Raw genomic sequence first — 20,950 nt, forward strand, 5'->3', positions numbered from 1 at the left:
CCCGCCGCCGCCCCGCCGCCGCCGGCCCCGGAGCCCGCCGCTCCGACGGCCCCGTCCGGGGCCGCGCCCGCGCCGGCCGAACCGCGCATCGAGGTCGTTCCGCCCGCGCCGCCGGGACCGCCGCCGACCGCCGCCGAGCGTCCGCCGGCCGATCCGGACGCGCCGATCGCGACCCGGCCGCAGCCCCTCGAGCCGGCGCCGTGAATCAGGCTCCAGTCTAAGGCTGGAGCGAAGATCCGGGTTTGGACGCGATCGCGTCCAAACCGATTTCGCCCTAGGCGGACCTGAGCGTCAGATAGCCGCGCTCGACCATGCGGCGCAGGCCCTCATAGGCCTCGGCCAGCTCCTCGTAGGCGGTGCGGGTCGAGGTCAGCCGGGCGATCTGGTCGGGGGTCGAGGGCGCGCCGGATTCGCTCTGGCGCAGGGCCTCGCCGACCCATTTGGCCCGGGCCGTGGCGGTCTGCACGGCGAGGCGCTGGAACACCTGGGCGTCCAGTCCGGGCAGGGCGGCGGCGATCACCTCGCGGTTGGCCACAAAGGCCGAATAGTCGATCTGCTCCAGCAGGCCGCGCAGGCGCCGCTGATCCTGCGGATCGGCGTCCTGGGGCTCGAAATGGTCCCGCTGGCGACGGTAGGTGGAGGTCTGGATGGTCGACATCGCGCCGCTCCGGAGGTGGTCGGACGAAGGGTGCGCCGCGCCGATTAACGACAAGTTGCGGGGACGGGGGCTTGCGGGCCGGGAGCGCAACATGATACTTAAGTGAATGCTTCAGTATCAACAGCCGCTCGATCTGGCCTTCCAGGCCCTGTCCGATCCGACCCGTCGGCGCATGGTCGAGCGCCTGTCCGCGGGGCCCGCCACGGTCAGCGAGCTGGCCGCGCCGCTGCCGATGTCGATGTCGGCGGTGGTCCAGCACCTGAAGATTCTCGAAGCCTCCGGACTGGTGGCCACCGAGAAGGTCGGCCGTGTCCGCACCTGCCGGGTCGAGCCGCAGGCGCTCAGCGCCGCCGAACGCTGGATCAACGAACGCCGCCGCTCCGTCGAGCGCAGCCTCGACCGGCTCGGCGCCTTCCTCGACGCGACCAAACCCGCAACGGAACCCCGAGAATGACCGCGCAACTCGCCCATGGCATGTTCACGATCGAGCGTCGCTACGACGCCTCACCGGAACGCGTGTTCCAGGCCTATGCCGACCCCCTCGCCTTCCGCCGATGGTTCGTCGAAGCGCCGGGCGCGACGATCTACGAATGGCGCCACGACTTCCGCGTCGGCGGTAACGGCGGCGGTCGCTATCGCTTCGGGGGTCAGGAGAACGACGTCGGGTTCAACGAGACCGTGTTTCTGGACATCGTCGAGAACCGCCGGATCATCCTCAGCTACGTCATGGGCCGCGAACTCGTGAACGAAAAGCGCCGCGACTCGGCGTCGCTGGCGACCATCGAACTGGTCGCCGACGGCGCCGGCACGCGGCTGATCTATACCGAGCAGGGCGCCTATTTCGGAGAGGACGGCGGCGCGCACATTCCGTTGCGCGAAGAGGGTTGCGCCGAGATGCTCGAAAACCTCGCCCGCGAACTGGAGAGCCACGAATGACGGGCAGGGTCCGGGTTTCTTCCTATGCCGTCTCCGTCGACGGGTTCGGCGCCGGCCCCGACCAGAGCCTGTCGAATCCCCTCGGCGTCGGCGGCGAGCTGCTGCATCACTGGTTCTATCCGACGAAGACCTTCCAGACGCTGTTCGGGAATGGTCAGGGCACGGAGGGGACCGACGCGGCCTTCGCCGAGCGCGGCATGGAGAACGTCGGCGCCTGGATTCTGGGGCGCAACATGTTCGGCCCGATCCGGGGCGACTGGCCCGACGAGGACTGGAAGGGCTGGTGGGGCGAGGAGCCGCCCTATCACGTGCCGACATTCGTCCTGACCCACCACCCGCGCCCCTCCCTCGAGATGAAGGGCGGCACGGTCTTCCATTTCGAGACCGGCGGCATCGAGGCGGCGCTGGAGCGGGCTCGCGACGCGGCCGGCGACCGGGACATCCGCATCGGCGGCGGGGCGGAGACCATCCGCCGGTACCTGAAGGCCGGGCTGATCGACGAGATGCATGTGGCGATCTCGCCCGTCCTGCTCGGTCGGGGCGAGCCGTTCTGGGCCGGGCTGGATCTGCCGGCGCTCGGCTATGAGGTGATCGAGAGCACGGCGGGCGAGCGGGCCACCCATTTGCGGATCGGTCGGAGGAAGGACTGGCCATGTCCCTGATCCCGTGGCGCCATCCCTATTCGGCCTACGGGCAGAAGACCTTGGTCGCCCTCTACGAACTGGGACGGCCGTTCGAGCCGAAGCGGGTCGACTACGCGGACGAGTCCGGTCATGGCCGTCTTCCGGGCGCTGTCGCCCTTCGCCAGGATGCCGGTGCTGATCGATGCGGCTCATGGACCGGCCGTCGTTCCGACGGCGCTGGAGGACGCCGCCCCCTTCGGCGACCCGATGCCGGCCCCGCCGCCTGTCGACCAGGGACCGTGCTCACAAGATCGGCAGGCCGGCCGGCTGGTTCACTGGCGCGGCGGGACCGCTTGCGGACGGCAAGCCGGCGCCGGCTTCCGACCCATGGCGGACATTCGTTATCGCATGGCTTCCCACGCGACCGACGCTGGCGTTGGCGTCCCGGAGGCATAGGCGATGAACACCGCCAGAACCTCTTCGAAGGTGAATGTCAGACGTGACCGGTCCTTGAACTCGACCGGTCGTCCCGACCTCGCTGCGCGGAAATGACGGCTTCGTCTCCATCGCGCTTTTCAATGATGAAGCCCCCATCCTGCCATGCGGTCTGGAGGTAGATTTCAGGCGCCGATGCCAGCACGGCGAACCCGTCCGGGCCGATCCCAAGCAGGGCCTCGCGAATGGTGTCCGGTGTCACATCGCCCGTATGATCTTCACCGCTCACCGTCAGGACCCATCCTGAGAAACTGGCTTCTGCGGTTGGCGGCGCTTGGCGGGACGGGCTCGTTTTCGTGGCGGCGTCTCCGAGAAATCTGACCAGGGGTTCCGCTTCACGGCGGAACGCGTGCTTTGCCCACAGAACAATCCCGCAGATGAGAGCGTAAATCCCTCCGGCGAACACAGCCCTCTCAAGTGAGCGACTGCCGCCGCTTGAGGCCAGCATGAACAGGCAGAAGACCGTGAACGGCGTTAGAGCCGCCAGCAGCAACAGGCCATTCAGGTCTGACCCTGCCCGCCCGGCGATCCGCGTCCCCCAGGTGTTCCGGGAAATCCAGCCGAGCAACATTGGGCCGTGTCGATCAAATGCGCTGAACCACAGGCAGACCACGGGACCGACCACCCAGCCTCTCGCGCCGTCCTTCATGTCGAACCAATCCCTGCTCCGGGAGCGGATCGATTTCCTCAGGTCAGCAGGTGACAGGGGGGAGCTTATGTCGAACGGATAGCCGAAGGGCTGAAACGCCATGAACTCCCCCGCCCAACCCATTCGGGGCTTCGGGAGCATCTCCAACTGCCCACGGATAGTCAAACAGCCCCACGTCCGCTCATCACCCATGGCGGCTGTTCAAGATGTCTCCTGCCCGGCAGGTTGCGGCGCCCATCGCCGAATGCCGACACACCCGTCGCGGTCAGCCGTTGGCGGTCTCCAGCGCGGTCGTGCCGCCCGGCACCGGCGCGACCTCGAGCAGCTTGAGCCGGAAGATCAGCACGCTGTTGGGCGGGATCTCGCCGGCGCGCGTATCGCCATAGCCGATCGCCGGCGGGATATAGACCAGCCATTCGTCGCCGACGGTCATGTGCTGCAGGGCGTCGCGCATCCCCGGGATCACCGATCCGGAAATGCCCTCCTCGACCGTGAACACCGCGGGCTGGCCGCGCTCGAACGAACTGTCGAACACCGTCCCGTCGGTCAGCGACCCCTCGTAGTCGACGCGAACCAGATCGTTGCCGTCGGGGCGTTCGCCGCCGGGCGGGCCGGCCTGCAGCACCTTGTACTGCACTCCCGACGGCAGGATCTCGACGCCGTCGGCCCCGGCGTTGGACTTCATGAAGAAGCCGGCGGCCCGCAGGTTGGCGGCCGCCTCGGGGTCGACCCCGGGCGGCGGTTCCCGGCCGCAGGCCCCCAGCGTCGCCGCCAGCGCCAGCGCCGCCGCCGTTCTAGCCCATCCGTAGCGCATATCCCGCCTCTTCCAGTTGGTGTCTGATCTCGATCGCATGCGCCTCGCCGCGCGTCTCGACCATGATGTCGAACTCCGCGCCCTTGGCCGGGACGTCCAGCGCCAGGCGGTTGTGCACCACGTCGATGATGTTGCCGCCGAGGCCGCCGATGACGGCGCTCATCTTCGACAGCATGCCGGGCCGGTCGTCGCCGAGAATACGGTAGACGATCAGCCGCTTCTCGCGCACCAGTTCGCGGTTCAGCACCACGGCCAGCATGCGCGCGTCGATGTTGCCGCCGGTCAGTTCGATGCCGACCCTGAGCCCGCGGAACCTGTCGGGATAGGCCAGCAGCGCGGCCAGCCCGCCGGCGCCGGCGCCCTCCGCCACGGTTTTCTCCAGCGTGGCGAGGAAGGCGACGCCCTTTTCGAAATCGGCCTCGTCGACGATCAGCACCTCCTCGACCAGCGGATCGGCCAGGGCGAAGGGCAGGTCGCCGACCGCCTTGATGGCGATGCCCTCGGCGATGGTCTGTCCCCCGCACCGGGGCGTCTCGCCCCGGCGCCGGGCGAGGAAGGACGGGTACATGGCCGCCTCGACCCCGAAGATCCGGATCGACGGCTTCAGGCCCCGGGCGGCGATGGCCGTGCCGGCGATCAGCCCGCCGCCGCCGATCGGCACGACCAGGGCCTCGAGCTCGGGGACGTCCTCCATGAATTCGAGGCCGCACACCCCCTGGCCGGCCACGATGCCGGCGTCGTCGAAGGCGGAGACGAAGACGAAGCCCTCCTCGTCGCGCAGGCGGCGGGCCTCCTCGGTCGAACCGGAGAAGTCCAGCCCCTTGATGACCACGGCGGCGCCGTGCGCGCGCGTGCCGTCGGCCTTCACGAAGGGGGTGCCCTCGGGCATGACGATGGTCACCGGTATGCCCAGGCGGCCGCCGTGATAGGCCAGCGCCTGGGCGTGGTTGCCGGCCGAGGCCGCCACCACGCCGCGCCGACGCTCGTCCGGGGTCAGCTGCAGCAGCCGGTTCAGCGCGCCGCGCTCCTTGAAGCTGCCGGTGAAATGCAGGTTGTCGAACTTGACCCAGACCTCGGCCCCCGTCAGCCGCGACAGCTTGCGCGAGTGGCGCGCGGGGGTGCGGTCGACCTGGCCGGCGATGCGGTCCCGCGCCGCCAGAATGTCGTCAAACGTGACTGTCATGGGCTCCCCTGTACCCGGTCCGAGGCCGGGCCGCCGCGAGGTTTTGGACCACCGTCCGGAGCCTCGCAACCTTGACCTTTCCGCGGCGTTCAGCGTCTCATCCGGATGTTCGATCCGCACCCGTGACGGAGAGCGCCCATGGCTGCCCAGACGACCCCTCGCAAGCCCATCCGGCCGCTGATCGCCGCCCTCGCCCTGGGCGGCGCCCTGGCGGCCTGCGAGACCGTTCCGATGGCGGGGCCGTTCGGCCCGGCGCCGGCTCCGGCGGTGTTCCGGGCCGAGGATTTCGCCTGGTCGACCCGCTCGGGCGGCGGCTCGATCGAGGGCCGGATCGACTATCGGCGCGACGGCCGCGCCTACAGCTGCACGGGCTCGGTCGGCCTGACCCCCGACACCCCCTACACCCGGGCCCGGATCCGCACCCTGTACGGCTCCACCGACCGGGCGGCCACGCCCGAAGCCATCGTCCGCACCCGCACCCTCGCCGACCCCAGCGCCGACTACCGCTCCTACGTCCGGTCGACGACCTGCACGGGGGGGCGGTTCACCTTTTCCGGCCTGCCCGACGGCGGCTGGTTCATCATCGCCCCGGTCAGCGCGGGCGGCGACGACCGCGTCGTCCTGATGCGCCATGTCGACACCCGCGGCGGGCGGCTCTCCGTCACCCTGTAGCCTTCGTCAGTCGTCGTCCCGGCCGCGTCGCGGGCCGCCCTGGAGGATTAACCATGCGTCGCCCCCCGTCGATACGGTCCGCCCTCGCCCTCGCCGTCGCCGGCCTGCTCCTCGCCGCCCCCGCGGCGGCCCAGTCGTGGGGCCACAACAGCGGGTACGGCCATGACCGTCGCGGCCCGGACCGGGCGCCCTCGGCCTTCGACTGGCGCAGCCAGCTCGACCGGCCCGGCGACTACCGCTGCGACGCCTTCTGGGACGCCAGCCGCACCGACTGCCACGCCCGCTGGCGCGACCAGCGCCACCGGGTCAGCCCGCAGGCCCGGCGCGACTACCGCGCCCTGGCCGGCCATGGTCGCAACGACGGGCGTTACGGCCGGGCCTACGCCTACGGCCACGGCTACGGACACGGCAGCCGGTATTCGACCCGGCGGCGCGGCCACGGCTACGGTCAGCCGGCCGGGACGGCTTACCACGGGGCCTACGGGCGGCCCGACCTCGTCTATCCCGGGGGCGGCGGCGGCCACGGCCACGGCGGCCATGCCGGCGGCCGCGATCCGGGCCGCGTCGCCTGGTGCCGGGCGACCTACCGCTCCTACGACCCGGGCAGCGGCTACTACCGCGCCTGGAACGGCCGTCCGGTGTTCTGCGGCTGAACGGCGCGGCCTGACGCAGTTCGACCGATCACGGAACAGTGGGCGAGCGATGTTCGCCATCGTTTCGCCTTGTCCGCACCGCTTGGCTTCCCCTGACCCGCAAGGGGCGGTGGATCAGGGAGCGCGTTCATGTCCCAGCACAACATTTCCGGCTCGGAGGTATTCGGGCCCAGACCCGGCGTCATGCTGAGATCGGTCAGGACCGGGGGCCTCCGGCGCAAGCGCGCGGCCCGCACCTGGGCGGCCTTCGTGGCCGGGGCGGTGGCGGCGGTCGCGGTCGGGGCGGTGGCCATGGCCGCGGTGTTCGGCCCGACGCTGTTCGGCTAGAGCCTGATCGGTTTGGCCGGCCGGGCCCGCCGTCAGGCCAGCCAGACCATCCGCCGGGTCGCCGCGTCGGTCCGCCGGGCGTGGCTGAAGCCCTTGCGGACCTCCCCGGTGTAGAGAAAGCCGGCCTTCTCCAGCACCCGCCCGGAGGCGGGATTGTCGGTGAAATGCCCGGCCACCAGCGCGCGCCTGCGCCAGCGCCGCGCGGCCCAGGCCAGCGCCCCTTCGAGCGCCTCGGTGGCGTAGCCCCGGCCCCAGAACGGCCGGCCGATCCAGTAGCCGACCTCGGGGGCCGGGTCGGCGTCCTCGAACAGGCCGATCACGCCGACGGCCCCGTGGTCCTCGTGTTCGATCAGGAAGGTCGCCGCCCGGGCCGGGTCCTGACCGGCCACGCCCTGCACGAAGGCCTCCGCATCGACGGCCGAGTACGGATGCGGCATGCGCAGCGTCATGCGGGCCACATCGGCGTCGTTGGCGAGCGTGGCCAGCCGGCCGACGTCCTGCGGGGCCGGCGCGCGCAGCGACAGGCGCCGCGTCTCGACGACAGGGGAGGGTTCGATGACGCACATGTCGGCCTCGGTGTTCGCGCCGCCTCCTTGGAGGGCTCGGACGGCTTCGAGGCGGGGAAACGAAAACGGGGAGCCTGGTGATCCAGACTCCCCGCGGAAATACTTCCCCTGGTCCGGATCGCGGCTCTTGAGCCTTGCGCGATCCGGAGGATGGTCCGTTTCGCGCTACTCGGCGGCCATCGCCTGGGCGTCGTTGGCCGGAAGAATCGACACATAACAACGCCCGCCACGCTTGGTGGTGAATTTGACCGAGCCGGTGGCGGTGGCGAACAGGGTGTGGTCGCGGCCGAGGCCGACGTTCTCGCCCGGATGGAAGGTGGTGCCGCGCTGACGCACGAGGATGTTGCCGGCCAGCACGCGCTCGCCGCCGAACTTCTTCACGCCGAGGCGCTTCGACTCGGAGTCGCGACCGTTGCGCGACGAACCACCGGATTTCTTGTGAGCCATAGGTCTGCTCCCTTGTCTCTGACTGTTCTTACGCTTCGTCGGTGGAAGCAGGCTTCGCCTTGGGCGCGGCCTTCTTGGCCGGAGCCTTCCTGGCGGCGGGCTTTTCAGCGGCGGCCTCGGTCGCCGGAGCGGCTTCGGCCTTGGCGGCCTTCGGAGCCGCGGCCTTCCTCGCCGGCCTGGTTTCGGTCTCTTCGACGCGCGGGGCCAGGCCGCGGGCGCGGGCGTTCATCTCGGCCCTGGTCATCAGCGAGACCTCGCCGTCCCATTTGGCCGTCTCGCCGGCGCCTTCGATGCCGGTGATGCGCAGGACCGACTCCATCTGGCGATGGCCGGTGGTGCGGCGATAGCCCTGACGACGGATCTTCTTGAAGATCTTGATCTTCTCGCCCTTGCGGGTCTCGACCAGCGTGGCCGCCACGGTGGCCCCGGCGATCGTCGGGGCGCCGAGGGTCACGCCCTTGTCGCCGCCCAGCATCAGCACGTCGCCGAACGACACGTCGGAGCCGGCCTCGCCGTCGAGCTTCTCGACCACGATGACGTCGCCCGGTTGAACCCGGTACTGCTTGCCGCCGGTCTTGATCACCGCGTACATGTTGAGGCCTCAGCGAAACGCAAAAAGAATAAGCCCGACGGGGATCCCCCTCGGGCGAAGAGCGGCGACATATACGGAACGGCCCTCCGGAGTCAACGCGAAACCCGGCCTTCAGGGCGTTTCGGGCCGGCGGTCGCGGTCGCCGGGATTTGCGCTCGACCGTTATAAAGTAACACGCTACAGGGCGGGGATGACGCCGGACCCAGACCAGACGTTGCTGCTGTCCCTGCTGGGCGCCGGCTTCGCGACCGCCTTCCTGCACGCGGCGCTGCCGACCCACTGGCTGCCGTTCGTGCTCGTCGGCCGGGCCCAGCGCTGGCCGCTGGACCGCCTCATGGCCGCCGTGCTGGCCGCGGGTCTGGCCCATGTGGCGGCCACCGCCGTCGTCGGCGGGATGATCGTGGCGGCCGGCCTGGCCCTCGACCACTGGGCCGCCGGCTTGCTGCCGCACCTGTCGGCGGCGCTGCTGTTCGCCTTCGGCGCCTTCTATCTGGTCCGCTCGGTGATCCGCCGGCCGCAGCTGGCCGACGGCCCGCCGCTGGAGACCCCGGAGCCGGCGGTGTCCCATGCCGCCGCCTTCTGGGCCCTGGTGGCGACCATGGCCCTGTCGCCCGGCGAGGTGCTGCTGCCCTTCTACCTGAACCAGGCCGAGAGCGGGGTCGGGGCGCTGGCGGTCCTGACGCTCGTGTTCGCGGCGGGGACGGTGCTGGGCATGGCCCTGTTCACCGGACTGGCGCGGGCCGGCTGGTCGGTGCTGCGGCTGGAGCGCTGGGCCCGGTACGAGGGCGCGGTGCTCGGCCTGGCGCTGATCGCGATCGGACTTCTCGTCGCCCTGTATCGGTCCTAAGGCTCTGCGGATGGCGCACGATCACGGCCCCGTTCCCCATCGTCACGACCATGGCCCCGACGGCCACGGTCACGCGCATGGCCCGGTCGACACCGGCGACTGGCGCTACGCCGTCGGCCTGACCGTCAACCTGGCCTTCGTCGGCATCGAATTCGGGGCCGGCGTGTTCAGCGGCTCGACGGCGCTGATGGCCGACGCCGGGCACAATCTGTCGGACGTGCTGGGCCTGGCCATGGCGGGCGGGGCCGCCTGGCTGGCGCGCCGCGCCGCCGCGCCCCGCAAGACCTACGGCTACCGCAAGGCGACCGTTCTGGCCGCCCTCGCCAACGCCCTGCTGCTGATCTTCGCCTGCGGCGCCATCGCCTTCGAGGCGATCCGCCGCCTGGCCGAGCCGGCCCCGGTGATGTCGGAACTGATCATGGGCGTCGCCGCGGTCGGCTTCGTCATCAACCTCGGCACGGCCCTGCTGTTCATGCGTGATCGCCACACCGATCTCAACGCAAGGGGCGCCTGGCTGCACATGATGGCCGACGCCGCCGTGTCCATAGGCGTGGTGATCGCCGGGGCGGCGATCCTGTTCACCGGCCGGTCGGTCATCGACCCCCTGGTCAGCCTGGCCATCGTCGCCGTCATCTTCTGGGGGACCTGGGGACTGCTCAAGGACTCGGTCAATCTCGCCCTCGACGCCGCCCCGCGGGGCGTCGACGTGGACGCCATCCGGGCCGCCCTCGCGGCCCTGCCGGGGGTCGCCGGCGTGCACGACCTGCACGTCTGGGGCCTGTCGACCACCGAGACCGCCCTGACCGCCCACCTGTGCCACGACCGCCCGGACTCCGTCGCCCTGCTGGAAGAGGCGCACGCCCTGATCCGCGGCCGCTTCGGCATCGGCCATTCGACCCTGCAGCTGGAAGCGGCGCCCCTACCGGACTGCCCGGCCTGCTGAGCATGCGCCGCGCCTTCGGTCGGAAGGTTCTTCACAAAGGGCACGAAGGAGGCACGAAGGACACAAAGAGATCGTTCGGCGGCCATGACGCGGCACGCGTCGATCCTTTCCAGAGCCTTTGGCTCCCTGCCTGAGACGCTCCTGGCCCCTTCGTGTTCTTCGTGCCTCCTTCGTGTCCTTCGTGATGAACCAACCGCCCCGAGCGATCGACAGCGCCTGTCGGCGCATGGGGCGATCTCACTGGCGCCATGCGCCGACCGCCCCTAGATGAGCGCCATGTCAGACAAGATCCCCGTCACCGTCCTCACCGGCTATCTCGGCGCCGGCAAGACCACCCTGCTGAACCGCATCCTCACCGGCGACCACGGCAGGCGCTACGCCGTCATCGTCAACGAATTCGGCGAGATCGGCATCGACAACGACCTGGTCGTCGGCGCCGACGAGGACGTGTTCGAAATGAACAACGGCTGCGTCTGCTGCACCGTGCGCGGCGACCTGATCCGCGTCGTCTCGGGCCTGATGAAGCGCCAGCGCCCGGGGGCCCCCGCCTTCGACGCCATCATCGTCGAGACCACCGGCCTGGCCGACCCCGGCCCCGTGGCCCAGACCTTCTTCGTCGACGAGGACGTCAAGGCGAAGACCCGGCTGGACAGCGTCACCGCCCTGGTCGACGCCAAACACATCATGGCCCGGCTGGACGACTCCAGGGAGGCGCGCGAGCAGGTGGCCTTCGCCGACCGCATCATCCTCAACAAGGTCGATCTGGCCACGGAGGACGAGCTGGCCGAGGTCGAGGCCCGCCTGCGCCGGCTCAACCCGCTGGCCCCGATCACCCGGGCCGAACGCGCCGACGTGCCGCTCGACCAGGTGCTGGGTCTCGGCGGCTTCGACCTTGGGCGCATCCTCGACATCAATCCGGAGTTCGCCAATCCGGCCCACGGCGAGGCCGGCCACGTCCACGACGAACACTGCGGCCACGACCACCACGATCATGACCATGACCACCACGATCACGACCATCACCACGGCGCGCGCGGCCATGCCCACGAGGACGACATCAGGGGCGTCTCCCTGTCGCTGGACCGGCCGATGGACGGGACGAAATTCACCGCCTGGCTGGACCGTCTGCTGGGCGAGCAGGGCCAGAACATCCTGCGCGCCAAGGGCATCATCGACGTGGCCGGCGAGGACCGGCGGCTGGTCTTCCAGGCCGTGCACATGATCCTCGAGGGCGACCTGCAGAAGCCGTGGGGAACGATCGAACGGCGCTGGTCGCGCGCGGTCTTCATCGGCCGCGATCTCGACGAGGCCGCTCTCAGGGCCGGGTTCGAGGCCTGCGCGGCTTGAATGTAAGGCAAGATTGCCTTACATTTCTTGCATGCCCGAACTGACCGTCACCTCCAAGGGCCAGATCACCATCAGGAAGGCGCTTCTTGACGGACTCGGCGTGCGTCCGGGTGACAAGCTGCATGTCGATGTCCGGCCCGATGGCGGCCTGGTGATTCCGCCTGCCCGGCGGACCCGGACCTTCGCCGACCTCGCGGGCAGAATGGTCCCGCCGACGGGCGTGTCGCTTACGATCGACGCGATCGACGACGCCATCGCCGAGGCGGGCGCCGCCGCCGGCATGGAAGGCCTTGCGAAGCGTTGAGGCTCGCGGCCGACACCAACGTCATTCTGCGCCTGATGGTTCGGGACGACCCGGGCCAGACGGCTCTTGCCGCCCGGGAGCTCGAGCGGGCCGAGGCGGTGATTCTGCCCCTTGTCACCTTTTGCGAAGCGGCCTGGGTCATGGAACGGACCTACCGCTTCTCCCGCGCCGCCATCGCCGAGAGCCTTCGAGCCCTGTTGGCGGTGCCCTCCGTCGAATATGACCGGCCCGAGGTCGAGGCCGGGCTGGCCATGCTGGATCTCGGCGGCGACTTCGCCGACGGCGTGATCGCCCGCCAGGGTCGGTCGAGGCGCGCCGAAGTGTTCGTCTCGTTCGACGAGAAGGCCGTCAAACATCTGGTCGCTCTCGGCGAGAACGCCCGCCTGCCTCGCTGACCCACGACCGATCCTGACGCAGGCGTCCGCCAGGCTGTCGGCATGACCGACGCCTGTCGCATCCGAACCGACGAAACCTGGGCCGAGGCCAAGGCCGACTATCTCGACGGCTTCACCGCCGAGGAGGTCTGCCGTCGCCACGCCCGAAAATTTCTCCGCCGCCGTCCGACGCCCCGGTCAGCCGCCAGGTTCGTCGCCGGCTGGAGCGCCAGGCCGCCGGGCGAAGTTGACGCTCCGCGCCCAGGCCCTAAACCCACCCCATGCAGACGACCTATGACGCCCAGGTGACCGCCGCCCTGTTCGACGCGACGGGCGCGATCTTCGCGCTCGGCGACGGCTCGGTTCGCTTCGAGGGCGGAGAGTTCAGCGCCGCCCACGACGGCGCCGTCCTGTGCGCCGCCGTCCACCCCTCGGGCGACGGCGTGGTCACCGGCGGCGACGACGGCCGGGTGATCTGGCGCCGCCGCGGCGAGGCCGGGGTTCTGGCCACCGCCAAAGGCCAGTGGATCGACGCCATCGACGCCTCGGCCGAAAGCGGTCTGATCGCCTTCTCGGCCGGCAAGACCCTGTCGGTGATCGACGCCAGGGAGGCCGGCTTCCGCCGCGACTTCGTCCATGAACGCACCGTTTCCGGCGTCGCCTTCGAGCCGAAGGGCCGGCGCGTCGCCGCCTCGACCTACGGCGGCGCGGCCCTGTGGTTCGCCCGCATCGCCGACCAGAAGCCGACCTTCCTCAAATGGGCCGGATCACACATCGGCGTGACCTGGTCGCCCGACGGCGCCTTCGTGGTCACCGCCATGCAGGACAACCAGCTGCACGGCTGGCGCGTCAAGGATCAGAAGAACCTGCGCATGGGCGGCTATCCGTCCAAGGTCCGCTCGATGAGCTTCCTCGCCAACGGCCAGCTGCTGGCCACCTCCGGCGCGCAGGGGGCGGTGCTGTGGCCCTTCATCGGCTCGAACGGGCCGATGGGCCGTGAGGCCACCGAGATCGGCTTCGACGAGGGCAGCCTCGTCGCCCTGGTGGCGTCGCGGCCGAAACACCCCCTGGTGGCCGCCGGCCTCAACGACGGCCGCGTCTGGGTCGCCGATCCGGCCGGGCAGGGCCTGAACTTCCTCAAGGCGGAGAAGGGGGCGCCGATCACCGCCCTGGCCATGAGCGCGGACGCGAGCCGCATCGCCTGGGCCGACGAGGACGGGCGGGCGGGGGTCGCCGACGCCTGATCGACGCGTGACGCTGTGCTGGCGATCCGCGGAATTATAGTCGGATTGTGCGGCAAACTTCCCGCGCTTCCAGAGGCTTGGTCTTTTCTCGATGCGATCTTCCCGCCGGATAGCGGGACGGCCCCATACTGGTCGCGACGTCCCTCGCCGGACACCGGTCTTTGACAACCGAACATCCCCGCTCCGCCGCGGGAGTCGCGCCGCCGAAAGCGGCGAAACCGCCAGGGCGTTGAACGATCCGGACCCGATGCCGACTCTGCCGACCCTGACACACCGAATTTCGCCGGCGCCGACTCTGCCGACTCCGCCACCCCGTTTTTTTCCGGGCCGCCGACCCCTTGCCCCCGGCCGCGCTTCCGCTCCACCCTCTCGCCATGGCGAAGCCCCCGATCAAGAAACGCCGACCGGTCCTGACGGTCGTCCTGGTCCTCGTGGGCCTCGTCCTGACCTCGATCGCCGTCCCCCGTCTGGTTCCGCCTCCGCTGACCTTCCTGATGGTCACCCGCTATCTGGAAGGCGAGGGCCTGTCCTACCGCTGGCGCTCCCTGAACGACATCTCGCCGCGTCTGGTGGAGGCCGTGATCGCCTCCGAGGACTCCGGCTACTGCGCCCACCGCGGCTTCGACATGAAGGCCATCGGAAAGGCGCTGAGGGCCAACGAGAGGGGCGGGCGCATCCGGGGCGGTTCGACGATCAGCCAGCAGACCGCCAAGAACGTCTTCCTCTGGCCCGGCCGCGACTGGATCCGCAAGGGGCTGGAGGCCGGCTACACCGTCCTGATCGAGACGCTGTGGGGCAAGCGCCGGGTGATGGAGGTCTATCTCAACGTCGCCGAATGGGCGCCGGGCGTCTACGGCGCCGAGGCCGCGGCCCGGCACTGGTTCGGCAAGCCGGCCTCCCGGTTGAGCGCGCGGGAGGCGGCGCGGCTGGCGGCCATCCTGCCGTCGCCCCGGCGCTACGACGCCGCCTCGCCCGGGCCCTGGGTCCGCCGCCACGCCTCGCGGGTGCAGGCGGCCATGCGAACGGTGCGCGAGGACGGCCTGGCCGGCTGCGTGCTCGGATAGCCGCGGCACTTGACGCCACGGCTCCGCTCGCCTCCCCTGTGCGCCGAAAGGGCGGAGCAACCGCCTGAGCGAAACGCCGGGAGACCACCATGAAACGCACCCTGATGACGGCCGCCGCGGCCTGCGCCCTCGGCCTCGCCGCCGGCTGCGCCAGCTACGCTGACGCGGCCACGGACGCCCCCGTCGCCGGCGCCGCCGCGACCCCGGCCACGCCCGAGGCCGCCACCGCCTTCGTCGCCGACGCCGAGACCCGGCTCGCCGCCCTCAGCGAGGAGGCCGCCCGCATCCAGTGGGTCCGGGCCACCAACATCACCCACGACACCATGTGGCTGGAGAGCCGGATCAACGCCGAATACACCGAGCTGCAGGTCGAGCTGGCCAATGGCGCGGCGGCGTTCAACGAGGTCGAGGTCCCGGCCGACATCCGCCGCAAGCTGAACCTGCTGCGCCTCGGCATCGTCCTGCCGGCCCCGAACCGCCCCGGCGCGGCCTCCGAACTGGCCGACATCACCACCCGCCTCGATTCGACCTACGCCACCGGCAAATTCGAGTTCAAGGGCCGCCAGATCACCCTCGACGAGGCCACCATCCTGATGGCCGAGTCGCGCGACCCGGCCGAGCTTGAGGCGCTCTACGAGGGCTGGCGCACCATTTCTCCGGTCATGGCCGGCGACTACGCCCGCATGGTCGAGATCGCCAACGAGGGGGCGCGCGAACTCGGCTTCGCCGACACCGGGGCGATGTGGCGCGCCGGCTACGACATGGAGCCCGACGCCTTCGCGGCCGAGACCGACCGCCTGTGGGAACAGGTGAGGCCGTTCTATGAGAACCTGCACTGCTATGTACGCAACCGGCTGAACGCGAAATACGGCGACGAGGTCCAGCCCGGGACCGGCCCGATCCGCGCCGACCTGCTGGGCAATATGTGGTCGCAGCAATGGGGCAACATCTATGACGTGGTGGCCCCGACTTCGGGCGGCGAGTCCAGCTATGACCTGACCAGATTGCTCGAGGCCGCCGACTACGACGCCGGGAAGATGGTCAGGACCGGCGAGAATTTCTACGTCTCGCTGGGGCTCGATCCCCTGCCGCAGACCTTCTGGGAGCGGTCGATGATCACCCGTCCCCAGGACCGCGAGGTGGTCTGCCACGCCTCGGCCTGGGACCTCGACAACCGCGACGACATCCGCATCAAGATGTGCACCCAGGTCAATGCGGAGGACTTCTACACCGTCCACCACGAACTCGGGCACAACTACTACCAGCGCGCCTACAAGGATCAGCCCTTCCTGTTCAAGAACGGGGCGAACGACGGCTTCCACGAGGCGATCGGCGACTTCGTCGGCCTGTCGGCGAGCACCCCGACCTATCTGAACCAGATCGGCCTGCTCGACACCGTTCCGGGCGCCGAGGAGGACATCCCCTTCCTGCTCAAGATGGCGCTCGACAAGATCGCCTTCCTGCCCTTCGGCCTGATGGTCGACCGCTGGCGCTGGGACGTGTTCAGCGGCGAGACCACCCCGGCCGAATACAATGACGCCTGGACCGCCAACATGCGGCGCTACCAGGGGCTGACGCCGCCGGGACCGCGTCCCGGGAACGCCTTCGATCCGGGCGCCAAATACCACATCCCGGGCAACACCCCGTACACCCGCTACTTCCTGGCCCACATCTATCAGTTCCAGTTCCACCGCGCCGCCTGCGAGCAGGCCGGCTGGACCGGACCGCTGCATCGCTGTTCGATCTACGGGAACAGGGAGGTCGGCGAGCGCTTCAACGCCATGATGGAGATGGGCCAGTCGCGGCCGTGGCCCGAGGCGATGCAGGCCTTCACCGGCCAGCGCGAGAACGACGCCTCGGCCATCGCCGCCTATTTCGCGCCGCTGGACGCCTGGCTGACCGAACAGAACCGCGGCCAGGCCTGCGGCTGGGAGACCTGACCGCCGGGACCGGCGGCGGCGTTAACTTTCGCTGTTGGCGCTTCTCTTAACCGGATGGGGCCACAGTGGGCCGGATGGCCGTGGACGGGCTGCGTCCGCGGCGCGGACGGCTGGGAACGGCGCATGGGGCTCAAGACCTGGATAGATGATCGGGCCCGGGGCGTCCGCGGCCTCGCGCGGCGTCTGGCCGGCGACGTGCGCGGCAATGTCGCCATGCTGTTCGGGCTCAGCCTGCCGGTGCTGATCCTGATGACCTTCGGGGGGGTCGACATCCACCGGATCTCGACCGTCCGGGTCAATCTCCAGGACGCCCTCGACGCGGCGGCCCTGGCCGCGGCCCGGTCGCCCTATACGGCCGAGGCCGATCTCCAGCGCGTCGGCCTGGCGGCCCTGAAGGCCAATCTTCAGGCCTATCCGAACGTCACCCTCGAGGAGGACCTGACCCGGTTCAGCCTGAGCAGCGACGATGTGGTCATCGCCGACGCCCGGGTGCAGGTGAAGACCCTGGTGGCCAACATCTTCCTGCCGCCCTACGGCCAGATGATGGACGACTACCTGCCGGTCGGCGGCCATTCCGAGGTCGACCGGTCGTCCCGCAACATCGAGGTCGCGCTGGTGCTCGACGTCACCGGCTCGATGTCCGGCCAGCGCATCCTCGACCTGAAGGCCGCCGCCAAGGAACTGGTCGACATCATCGTCCAGCCCGTCCAGACGCCCTACTATTCCAAACTGGCGCTGGTGCCCTATTCGATGGGGGTCAACGTCGGCTCGCTGGCCAATTCGGTGCGCGGCGCGCCGATCGGCGCGACCAGCATCAGCGGAGCGGTGATCAACCTGACCGGCGCGGAGATGCTGATCACCAGCGCCACCAACGCGCGTCCGGTCGTCGTCACCTCGGCCGGCCACGGCTTCAGCAATGGCGACATCGTCTGGATCACCGAAGCCTCCGGCATGACCCAGCTGAACAACAAGGCCTACCGGGTGACCAGCCCGACCGCCAACACTTTCCAGCTCTACACCCTCACCGGGTCTCCCGTGGACGGCCGCTACTGGGGATCGTATTCCGGCAACGCCAAGGTGCGGCGCTGCCAGGACAACGACTGCTCGGTGACCATCACCTCCAACGGCCACGGCATGGCCAACAACCAGTACGTTCACATCACCGGGGTGAACGGCATGACGCAGATCAACAACAAGACCTATCTGGTCGGAAACGTCACGCCCAACACCTTCACCATCGACCCGAACCTTGCGGCCCTGACCGCCTATGTGTCGGGGGGGCAGGCCTGGTGCGCCCAGCAGGGCTGCTCCTGGTTCGCCTTCGACAACATGTACGGCGACCTGCGGGCCCACCCGATCAGCACCTGCGTCACCGAACGCACCGGCGCCGACGCCTACACGGACGTCTCGCCGTCGAGCGCCCCGGTGGGCCGCAACTATCCCGGCTCGTCCAATCCCTGCCTGGCCGCGACCATCCAGCCGCTGTCGAACGACGGGGCGGCGCTGAAGAGCGCCATCGACAGCTATTCGGTCCAGGGCTCGACCGCGGGCCAGATCGGCATCGGCTGGGGCTGGTACATGGTCTCGCCCAATTTCAACGCCCTGTGGCCTTCCAACGCCGCCGCCGCCTACAACACCGCGCAGACCCTGAAGGCGGTCGTGATCATGACCGACGGCGAGTTCAACACGCCCTATTGCTCGGGGGTGATCTCGCGCGACGCGGGGGCGGGCTCGGGCAACAACAGCGAGAAGATCGACTGCGTCGCTGACAACGGCAATCCGTTCGACCAGGGCCGGGCGATGTGCGCGGCGATGAAGGACCGGGGCGTTCTCGTCTACACCGTCGGCTTCCAGATCACCGCCGGCGGCGACGCCGCCAACATGCTGCAGGCCTGCGCCTCCACCCCCGCCAACTTCTACCTGCCGGCCGACGGCGGCGACCTGTCCGAAGCCTTCGCCGCCATCGGCCGCGACATCACCCAGCTGCGGATTTCCAAATAGCGCCGCCGGCGGGCCCCGCTCAGATGAGCCGGATCTCCCGCAGCCGCTCGGTCAGGAAGTCCTCGGCCATGATCGCCCGGCCGGCGTAGCGGTCCGGATTCTCCGGGGTCACCGTCGACGGCAGGCTCTCGATGACGAAGTCCGGATTGAAATGCAGGAAGAAGGGCGTCGAGTAGCGGGCGAAGCCGCGCCGCTCCGGGGCCGGATTGACCACGCGGTGGGTCGTCGACGGCAGCACATGGTTGGTCAGCCGCTGCAGCATGTCGCCGATGTTGACGACCAGGGCGTCCGGCGGCGGCGCTATGTCCAGCCATTCGCCGTCGGCGTCCTTCAGCTGCAGCCCCGCCTCCTCGGCCCCCAGCAGCAGGGTGATGACGTTGATGTCCTCGTGGGCCCCGGCGCGGACGCCCGGCGCGTCGGCCGGCACCGGCGGATAGTGCAGCATGCGCAGGATGCTGTTGCCCAGCTGGACCTTGTCCTCGAAGAAGTCGTCGCCCAGCTCCAGCGAGCGGGCGATGGCGCGCAGGATCTTCCGGCCCAGATCGTCCATGGCCGTGAACATGCCGTACAGATGCTCGCGGAAGCCGGCGATCTCGGTCGGCCAGACGTTGTCGCGCATGTATTTGCGGTAGGGATGGCCCTGCGGCAGCTCGCGTCCGACGTGCCAGAACTCCTTCAGGTCGACGGTGGCCGCCCCCTTGGCCGCCTCGACGCCGAACGGCGTCAGCCCGCGCGCGCCGCCCGTGCCGGGCTGGTGGTATTTGCGCTTGACCGCCTCGGGCAGGGCGAAGAAGGCCCGGGCGTCGTCCAGAGCCGCCTCGATCACCGTCCTGTCCAGCCCGTGATCCGCGATCACCGCGAACCCGTAGCGCTTGAACGAAACCCCGAGCTGGTCCGCGAAGGCCTGGAAATCGGCCTCGTACAGGGTCATCGAGACGGGCTCGATCGAGCGGCCGGCGGCGGCGGGAGTCAGGCTGTCGGCCATGGCGGACCTCAGTTCGGGTTTCGGGCGTTTCCATACGCCCTGCGAGCCGATCTTGGCAAAGCGAGGGCGTCGGCGTCGGCGGATGAACACGCCGCGCGGCGGTCGTTCAGCCGCCATACATTCCGGAACCTTGACCGTAAGGCCGCGTTCCGCCCCTCGACCAGGAATTGGAAGGACCATTCCCCATGCACGCCAAACCTCTCCTCACCGGCATCAGCATCGTCGCCCTGCTGGGCGCCTGCACCACGACCGATCCCTACAGCTCGGCCCCGCGCCGCAACAACACCGGCACCGGCGCGATCGCCGGGGCCATCGGCGGCGCCGTACTGGGCTATCTGACCAACACCTCGAACTCCGAAGAAGGCCGCAAGAACGCCCTGATCGGGGCCGGCATCGGCGCCCTCGGCGGGGCCGCGGTCGGGGCCTATATGGACCGCCAGCAGCGCGAACTCGAGGCCCAGCTCTCGGGCAGCGGCGTCGGCGTCGCCCGCCAGGGGGACAACCTGGTCCTGCGTATGCCGTCGGACGTCACCTTCGCGTCGAACCAGGCCTCGATCAATCCGGCCTTCTACGCCACCCTGGACGACGTGGCGGCGGTCCTGAACCGCTACGACCAGTCGACCGTCGACATCATCGGTCACGCCGATTCCGACGGGGCCGAGGACTACAACCTGAACCTTTCGCGTCAGCGGGCTTCGTCGGTGGCCCAGCATCTGGTCAGCCGCAACGTGCTGGCCGACCGGCTCTATGTCGATGGCCGGGGCGAAAGCCAGCCGGTGGCCTCGAACGCCACGGCCGAGGGCAAGGCGCTGAACCGCCGGGTCGAGATCCTGATCCGTCCGTTCCGCGGCTGACGGTTTTCCGTCGCCCGGCGAGCGACGGCGGCCCGCCCGGCAGCGGCGGCCGGCAAGGGCGGAGCTCCGGCTCCGCCTTTTTGTCGCCGGACACCGTTCCGTGACTTGCGGCGGCGGGCCGCAGGTGCTGGATAACCAACGGTGTTTCGACTCGGGGGGAGCGTATGCGGCTGGACCACGAATTCGCCGACGGCGTCCGGCTCGGCGCCATCGCCGCCGTTTCGGCGGTGGTGACGGCGATGCTGGTCATCGGCGCGGGCCGGGCCCTGCTGCCGCAGTCGGAGGGCCAGGCGCAGGCGCGGCCGTCCCTGGCCGCCGCCGCAATCCGCTAGAGCCTGATCGGTTGAGGAGGAACCGCTTCGCGATTCCGCCGATGCCGTGAATCAGGCTCCAGTCTAAGGCTGGAGCGAAGATCCGGGTTTGGACGCGATC

Annotated in this window: 25 protein-coding genes and 1 pseudogene; 18 read left to right on the plus strand and 8 right to left on the minus strand. The window is 69.8% G+C overall.

The window, feature by feature from the left end; all coding sequences use genetic code 11:
- A pseudogene (locus Q0588_RS02010) lies at positions 1-204 on the plus strand (hypothetical protein); the annotation flags it as partial.
- Positions 205-274: 70 nt separating this feature from the next.
- Here Q0588_RS02010 and Q0588_RS02015 read toward each other — a convergent pair.
- Positions 275-658, minus strand: a complete 384-nt coding sequence (locus Q0588_RS02015) for a hypothetical protein (RefSeq protein WP_298743281.1) — start codon at positions 656-658, stop codon at positions 275-277.
- A 106-nt stretch (positions 659-764) separates the two neighbouring features.
- Between Q0588_RS02015 and Q0588_RS02020 the strand changes: the two genes are divergently transcribed.
- The 3 genes from Q0588_RS02020 to Q0588_RS02030 are packed head-to-tail and all read left to right on the plus strand — an operon-like array spanning position 765 to position 2,256.
- The gene (locus Q0588_RS02020) at positions 765-1,112 is read left to right on the plus strand and encodes a metalloregulator ArsR/SmtB family transcription factor (RefSeq protein WP_298743282.1); all 348 of its coding nucleotides are present in this window, start codon (positions 765-767) and stop codon (positions 1,110-1,112) included.
- Positions 1,109-1,594, plus strand: a complete 486-nt coding sequence (locus Q0588_RS02025) for an SRPBCC domain-containing protein (RefSeq protein WP_298743284.1) — start codon at positions 1,109-1,111, stop codon at positions 1,592-1,594. The genes Q0588_RS02020 and Q0588_RS02025 overlap by 4 nt, the downstream gene beginning before the upstream one ends.
- On the plus strand, positions 1,591-2,256 hold the full coding sequence (locus tag Q0588_RS02030) for a dihydrofolate reductase family protein (protein ID WP_298743286.1): 666 nt from the start codon (positions 1,591-1,593) through the stop codon (positions 2,254-2,256). Before Q0588_RS02025 ends, Q0588_RS02030 begins: the two co-directional genes overlap by 4 nt.
- A gap of 454 nt (positions 2,257-2,710) precedes the next feature.
- Here the strand turns inward: Q0588_RS02030 and Q0588_RS02035 are convergent, their stop codons facing one another.
- The 3 genes from Q0588_RS02035 to Q0588_RS02045 all read right to left on the minus strand — a co-directional run bounded on the left by Q0588_RS02035 (position 2,711) and on the right by Q0588_RS02045 (position 5,358).
- The gene (locus tag Q0588_RS02035) at positions 2,711-3,463 is read right to left on the minus strand and encodes a hypothetical protein (protein ID WP_298743288.1); all 753 of its coding nucleotides are present in this window, start codon (positions 3,461-3,463) and stop codon (positions 2,711-2,713) included.
- Between the two features lie 163 nt (positions 3,464-3,626).
- The gene (locus tag Q0588_RS02040; protein WP_298743290.1) at positions 3,627-4,175 is read right to left on the minus strand and encodes an FKBP-type peptidyl-prolyl cis-trans isomerase; all 549 of its coding nucleotides are present in this window, start codon (positions 4,173-4,175) and stop codon (positions 3,627-3,629) included.
- Positions 4,156-5,358 carry a threonine ammonia-lyase gene (locus Q0588_RS02045; RefSeq protein ID WP_298743292.1) on the minus strand — a complete coding sequence of 401 codons (1,203 nt, stop codon included), beginning with the start codon at positions 5,356-5,358 and terminating at the stop codon, positions 4,156-4,158. The genes Q0588_RS02040 and Q0588_RS02045 overlap by 20 nt, the downstream gene beginning before the upstream one ends.
- Before the next feature lie 138 nt (positions 5,359-5,496).
- On the opposite strand from Q0588_RS02045, the gene Q0588_RS02050 reads away from it, so the two are divergent.
- The 3 genes from Q0588_RS02050 to Q0588_RS02060 all read left to right on the plus strand — a co-directional run bounded on the left by Q0588_RS02050 (position 5,497) and on the right by Q0588_RS02060 (position 7,010).
- Positions 5,497-6,030 carry a hypothetical protein gene (locus tag Q0588_RS02050; protein WP_298743294.1) on the plus strand — a complete coding sequence of 178 codons (534 nt, stop codon included), beginning with the start codon at positions 5,497-5,499 and terminating at the stop codon, positions 6,028-6,030.
- A gap of 53 nt (positions 6,031-6,083) precedes the next feature.
- Positions 6,084-6,683 (plus strand): BA14K family protein, encoded by a 600-nt coding sequence (locus Q0588_RS02055; RefSeq protein ID WP_298743296.1) that lies wholly within the window; start codon positions 6,084-6,086, stop codon positions 6,681-6,683.
- Positions 6,684-6,812: 129 nt separating this feature from the next.
- Positions 6,813-7,010 carry a hypothetical protein gene (locus Q0588_RS02060; protein WP_298743297.1) on the plus strand — a complete coding sequence of 66 codons (198 nt, stop codon included), beginning with the start codon at positions 6,813-6,815 and terminating at the stop codon, positions 7,008-7,010.
- 32 nt (positions 7,011-7,042) lie between these two features.
- Here the strand turns inward: Q0588_RS02060 and Q0588_RS02065 are convergent, their stop codons facing one another.
- From Q0588_RS02065 to rplU, 3 genes are all read right to left on the minus strand, one after another.
- Positions 7,043-7,576, minus strand: a complete 534-nt coding sequence (locus tag Q0588_RS02065) for a GNAT family N-acetyltransferase (protein ID WP_298743298.1) — start codon at positions 7,574-7,576, stop codon at positions 7,043-7,045.
- 165 nt (positions 7,577-7,741) lie between these two features.
- Entirely contained in the window at positions 7,742-8,023 is a 282-nt protein-coding gene (gene rpmA, locus Q0588_RS02070; protein WP_298743299.1) for a 50S ribosomal protein L27, read from the minus strand.
- Between the two features lie 28 nt (positions 8,024-8,051).
- Positions 8,052-8,615 carry a 50S ribosomal protein L21 gene (gene rplU, locus Q0588_RS02075; RefSeq protein WP_298743300.1) on the minus strand — a complete coding sequence of 188 codons (564 nt, stop codon included), beginning with the start codon at positions 8,613-8,615 and terminating at the stop codon, positions 8,052-8,054.
- A gap of 190 nt (positions 8,616-8,805) precedes the next feature.
- Here rplU and Q0588_RS02080 point away from each other — a divergent pair, with 190 nt between their 5' ends.
- The 9 genes from Q0588_RS02080 (at position 8,806) to Q0588_RS02120 (ending at position 18,679) form a co-directional block, all read left to right on the plus strand.
- Positions 8,806-9,462, plus strand: a complete 657-nt coding sequence (locus Q0588_RS02080; RefSeq protein WP_298743302.1) for a hypothetical protein — start codon at positions 8,806-8,808, stop codon at positions 9,460-9,462.
- 10 nt (positions 9,463-9,472) lie between these two features.
- Positions 9,473-10,405: a cation diffusion facilitator family transporter gene (locus tag Q0588_RS02085; protein ID WP_298743303.1), complete on the plus strand. Its 933-nt coding sequence runs from the start codon at positions 9,473-9,475 to the stop codon at positions 10,403-10,405.
- Positions 10,406-10,672: 267 nt separating this feature from the next.
- Complete coding sequence (locus tag Q0588_RS02090) at positions 10,673-11,752, plus strand: GTP-binding protein (protein ID WP_298743304.1); 1,080 nt, start codon at positions 10,673-10,675, stop codon at positions 11,750-11,752.
- A 31-nt stretch (positions 11,753-11,783) separates the two neighbouring features.
- Positions 11,784-12,056: an AbrB/MazE/SpoVT family DNA-binding domain-containing protein gene (locus tag Q0588_RS02095; RefSeq protein WP_298743305.1), complete on the plus strand. Its 273-nt coding sequence runs from the start codon at positions 11,784-11,786 to the stop codon at positions 12,054-12,056.
- Entirely contained in the window at positions 12,053-12,451 is a 399-nt protein-coding gene (locus tag Q0588_RS02100) for a type II toxin-antitoxin system VapC family toxin (RefSeq protein WP_298743306.1), read from the plus strand. The genes Q0588_RS02095 and Q0588_RS02100 overlap by 4 nt, the downstream gene beginning before the upstream one ends.
- A 260-nt stretch (positions 12,452-12,711) precedes the next feature.
- The gene (locus tag Q0588_RS02105; RefSeq protein WP_298743307.1) at positions 12,712-13,674 is read left to right on the plus strand and encodes a WD40 repeat domain-containing protein; all 963 of its coding nucleotides are present in this window, start codon (positions 12,712-12,714) and stop codon (positions 13,672-13,674) included.
- Between the two features lie 374 nt (positions 13,675-14,048).
- On the plus strand, positions 14,049-14,738 hold the full coding sequence (mtgA, locus tag Q0588_RS02110; RefSeq protein ID WP_298743308.1) for a monofunctional biosynthetic peptidoglycan transglycosylase: 690 nt from the start codon (positions 14,049-14,051) through the stop codon (positions 14,736-14,738).
- 89 nt (positions 14,739-14,827) lie between these two features.
- Complete coding sequence (locus Q0588_RS02115) at positions 14,828-16,678, plus strand: M2 family metallopeptidase (RefSeq protein WP_298743309.1); 1,851 nt, start codon at positions 14,828-14,830, stop codon at positions 16,676-16,678.
- Between the two features lie 123 nt (positions 16,679-16,801).
- Entirely contained in the window at positions 16,802-18,679 is a 1,878-nt protein-coding gene (locus Q0588_RS02120; RefSeq protein ID WP_298743310.1) for a ubiquitin-activating E1 FCCH domain-containing protein, read from the plus strand.
- Positions 18,680-18,698: 19 nt separating this feature from the next.
- Here Q0588_RS02120 and Q0588_RS02125 read toward each other — a convergent pair whose 3' ends face one another.
- Positions 18,699-19,664, minus strand: a complete 966-nt coding sequence (locus Q0588_RS02125; protein ID WP_298743311.1) for a 2-oxoglutarate and iron-dependent oxygenase domain-containing protein — start codon at positions 19,662-19,664, stop codon at positions 18,699-18,701.
- Between the two features lie 185 nt (positions 19,665-19,849).
- Between Q0588_RS02125 and Q0588_RS02130 the strand changes: the two genes are divergently transcribed.
- Positions 19,850-20,518, plus strand: coding sequence for an OmpA family protein (locus tag Q0588_RS02130; RefSeq protein ID WP_298743312.1), 669 nt, complete (start codon positions 19,850-19,852; stop codon positions 20,516-20,518).
- Positions 20,519-20,682: 164 nt separating this feature from the next.
- A complete protein-coding gene (locus Q0588_RS02135) occupies positions 20,683-20,850 on the plus strand; it encodes a hypothetical protein (RefSeq protein ID WP_298743315.1) in 168 nt (55 codons plus the stop codon).
- Positions 20,851-20,950: the final 100 nt, after the last annotated feature.

The organism is uncultured Brevundimonas sp. (assembly GCF_937870815.1).
In the GTDB taxonomy this organism is placed as follows: Bacteria; Pseudomonadota; Alphaproteobacteria; order Caulobacterales; family Caulobacteraceae; genus Brevundimonas.

Excerpts from the sequence above, each read along its gene's own strand:
- Q0588_RS02015 (WP_298743281.1), bottom strand. The coding sequence starts at position 658 with ATGTCGACCATCCAGACCTCCACCTACCGTCGCCAGCGGGACCATTTC.
- Q0588_RS02020 (WP_298743282.1), top strand. The coding sequence starts at position 765 with ATGCTTCAGTATCAACAGCCGCTCGATCTGGCCTTCCAGGCCCTGTCC.
- Q0588_RS02025 (WP_298743284.1), top strand. The coding sequence starts at position 1,109 with ATGACCGCGCAACTCGCCCATGGCATGTTCACGATCGAGCGTCGCTAC.
- Q0588_RS02030 (WP_298743286.1), top strand. The coding sequence starts at position 1,591 with ATGACGGGCAGGGTCCGGGTTTCTTCCTATGCCGTCTCCGTCGACGGG.
- Q0588_RS02035 (WP_298743288.1), bottom strand. The coding sequence starts at position 3,463 with ATGGCGTTTCAGCCCTTCGGCTATCCGTTCGACATAAGCTCCCCCCTG.
- Q0588_RS02040 (WP_298743290.1), bottom strand. The coding sequence starts at position 4,175 with ATGCGCTACGGATGGGCTAGAACGGCGGCGGCGCTGGCGCTGGCGGCG.
- Q0588_RS02045 (WP_298743292.1), bottom strand. The coding sequence starts at position 5,358 with ATGACAGTCACGTTTGACGACATTCTGGCGGCGCGGGACCGCATCGCC.
- Q0588_RS02050 (WP_298743294.1), top strand. The coding sequence starts at position 5,497 with ATGGCTGCCCAGACGACCCCTCGCAAGCCCATCCGGCCGCTGATCGCC.
- Q0588_RS02055 (WP_298743296.1), top strand. The coding sequence starts at position 6,084 with ATGCGTCGCCCCCCGTCGATACGGTCCGCCCTCGCCCTCGCCGTCGCC.
- Q0588_RS02060 (WP_298743297.1), top strand. The coding sequence starts at position 6,813 with ATGTCCCAGCACAACATTTCCGGCTCGGAGGTATTCGGGCCCAGACCC.
- Q0588_RS02065 (WP_298743298.1), bottom strand. The coding sequence starts at position 7,576 with ATGTGCGTCATCGAACCCTCCCCTGTCGTCGAGACGCGGCGCCTGTCG.
- rpmA (WP_298743299.1), bottom strand. The coding sequence starts at position 8,023 with ATGGCTCACAAGAAATCCGGTGGTTCGTCGCGCAACGGTCGCGACTCC.
- rplU (WP_298743300.1), bottom strand. The coding sequence starts at position 8,615 with ATGTACGCGGTGATCAAGACCGGCGGCAAGCAGTACCGGGTTCAACCG.
- Q0588_RS02080 (WP_298743302.1), top strand. The coding sequence starts at position 8,806 with ATGACGCCGGACCCAGACCAGACGTTGCTGCTGTCCCTGCTGGGCGCC.
- Q0588_RS02085 (WP_298743303.1), top strand. The coding sequence starts at position 9,473 with ATGGCGCACGATCACGGCCCCGTTCCCCATCGTCACGACCATGGCCCC.
- Q0588_RS02090 (WP_298743304.1), top strand. The coding sequence starts at position 10,673 with ATGAGCGCCATGTCAGACAAGATCCCCGTCACCGTCCTCACCGGCTAT.
- Q0588_RS02095 (WP_298743305.1), top strand. The coding sequence starts at position 11,784 with ATGCCCGAACTGACCGTCACCTCCAAGGGCCAGATCACCATCAGGAAG.
- Q0588_RS02105 (WP_298743307.1), top strand. The coding sequence starts at position 12,712 with ATGCAGACGACCTATGACGCCCAGGTGACCGCCGCCCTGTTCGACGCG.
- mtgA (WP_298743308.1), top strand. The coding sequence starts at position 14,049 with ATGGCGAAGCCCCCGATCAAGAAACGCCGACCGGTCCTGACGGTCGTC.
- Q0588_RS02115 (WP_298743309.1), top strand. The coding sequence starts at position 14,828 with ATGAAACGCACCCTGATGACGGCCGCCGCGGCCTGCGCCCTCGGCCTC.
- Q0588_RS02120 (WP_298743310.1), top strand. The coding sequence starts at position 16,802 with ATGGGGCTCAAGACCTGGATAGATGATCGGGCCCGGGGCGTCCGCGGC.
- Q0588_RS02125 (WP_298743311.1), bottom strand. The coding sequence starts at position 19,664 with ATGGCCGACAGCCTGACTCCCGCCGCCGCCGGCCGCTCGATCGAGCCC.
- Q0588_RS02130 (WP_298743312.1), top strand. The coding sequence starts at position 19,850 with ATGCACGCCAAACCTCTCCTCACCGGCATCAGCATCGTCGCCCTGCTG.
- Q0588_RS02135 (WP_298743315.1), top strand. The coding sequence starts at position 20,683 with ATGCGGCTGGACCACGAATTCGCCGACGGCGTCCGGCTCGGCGCCATC.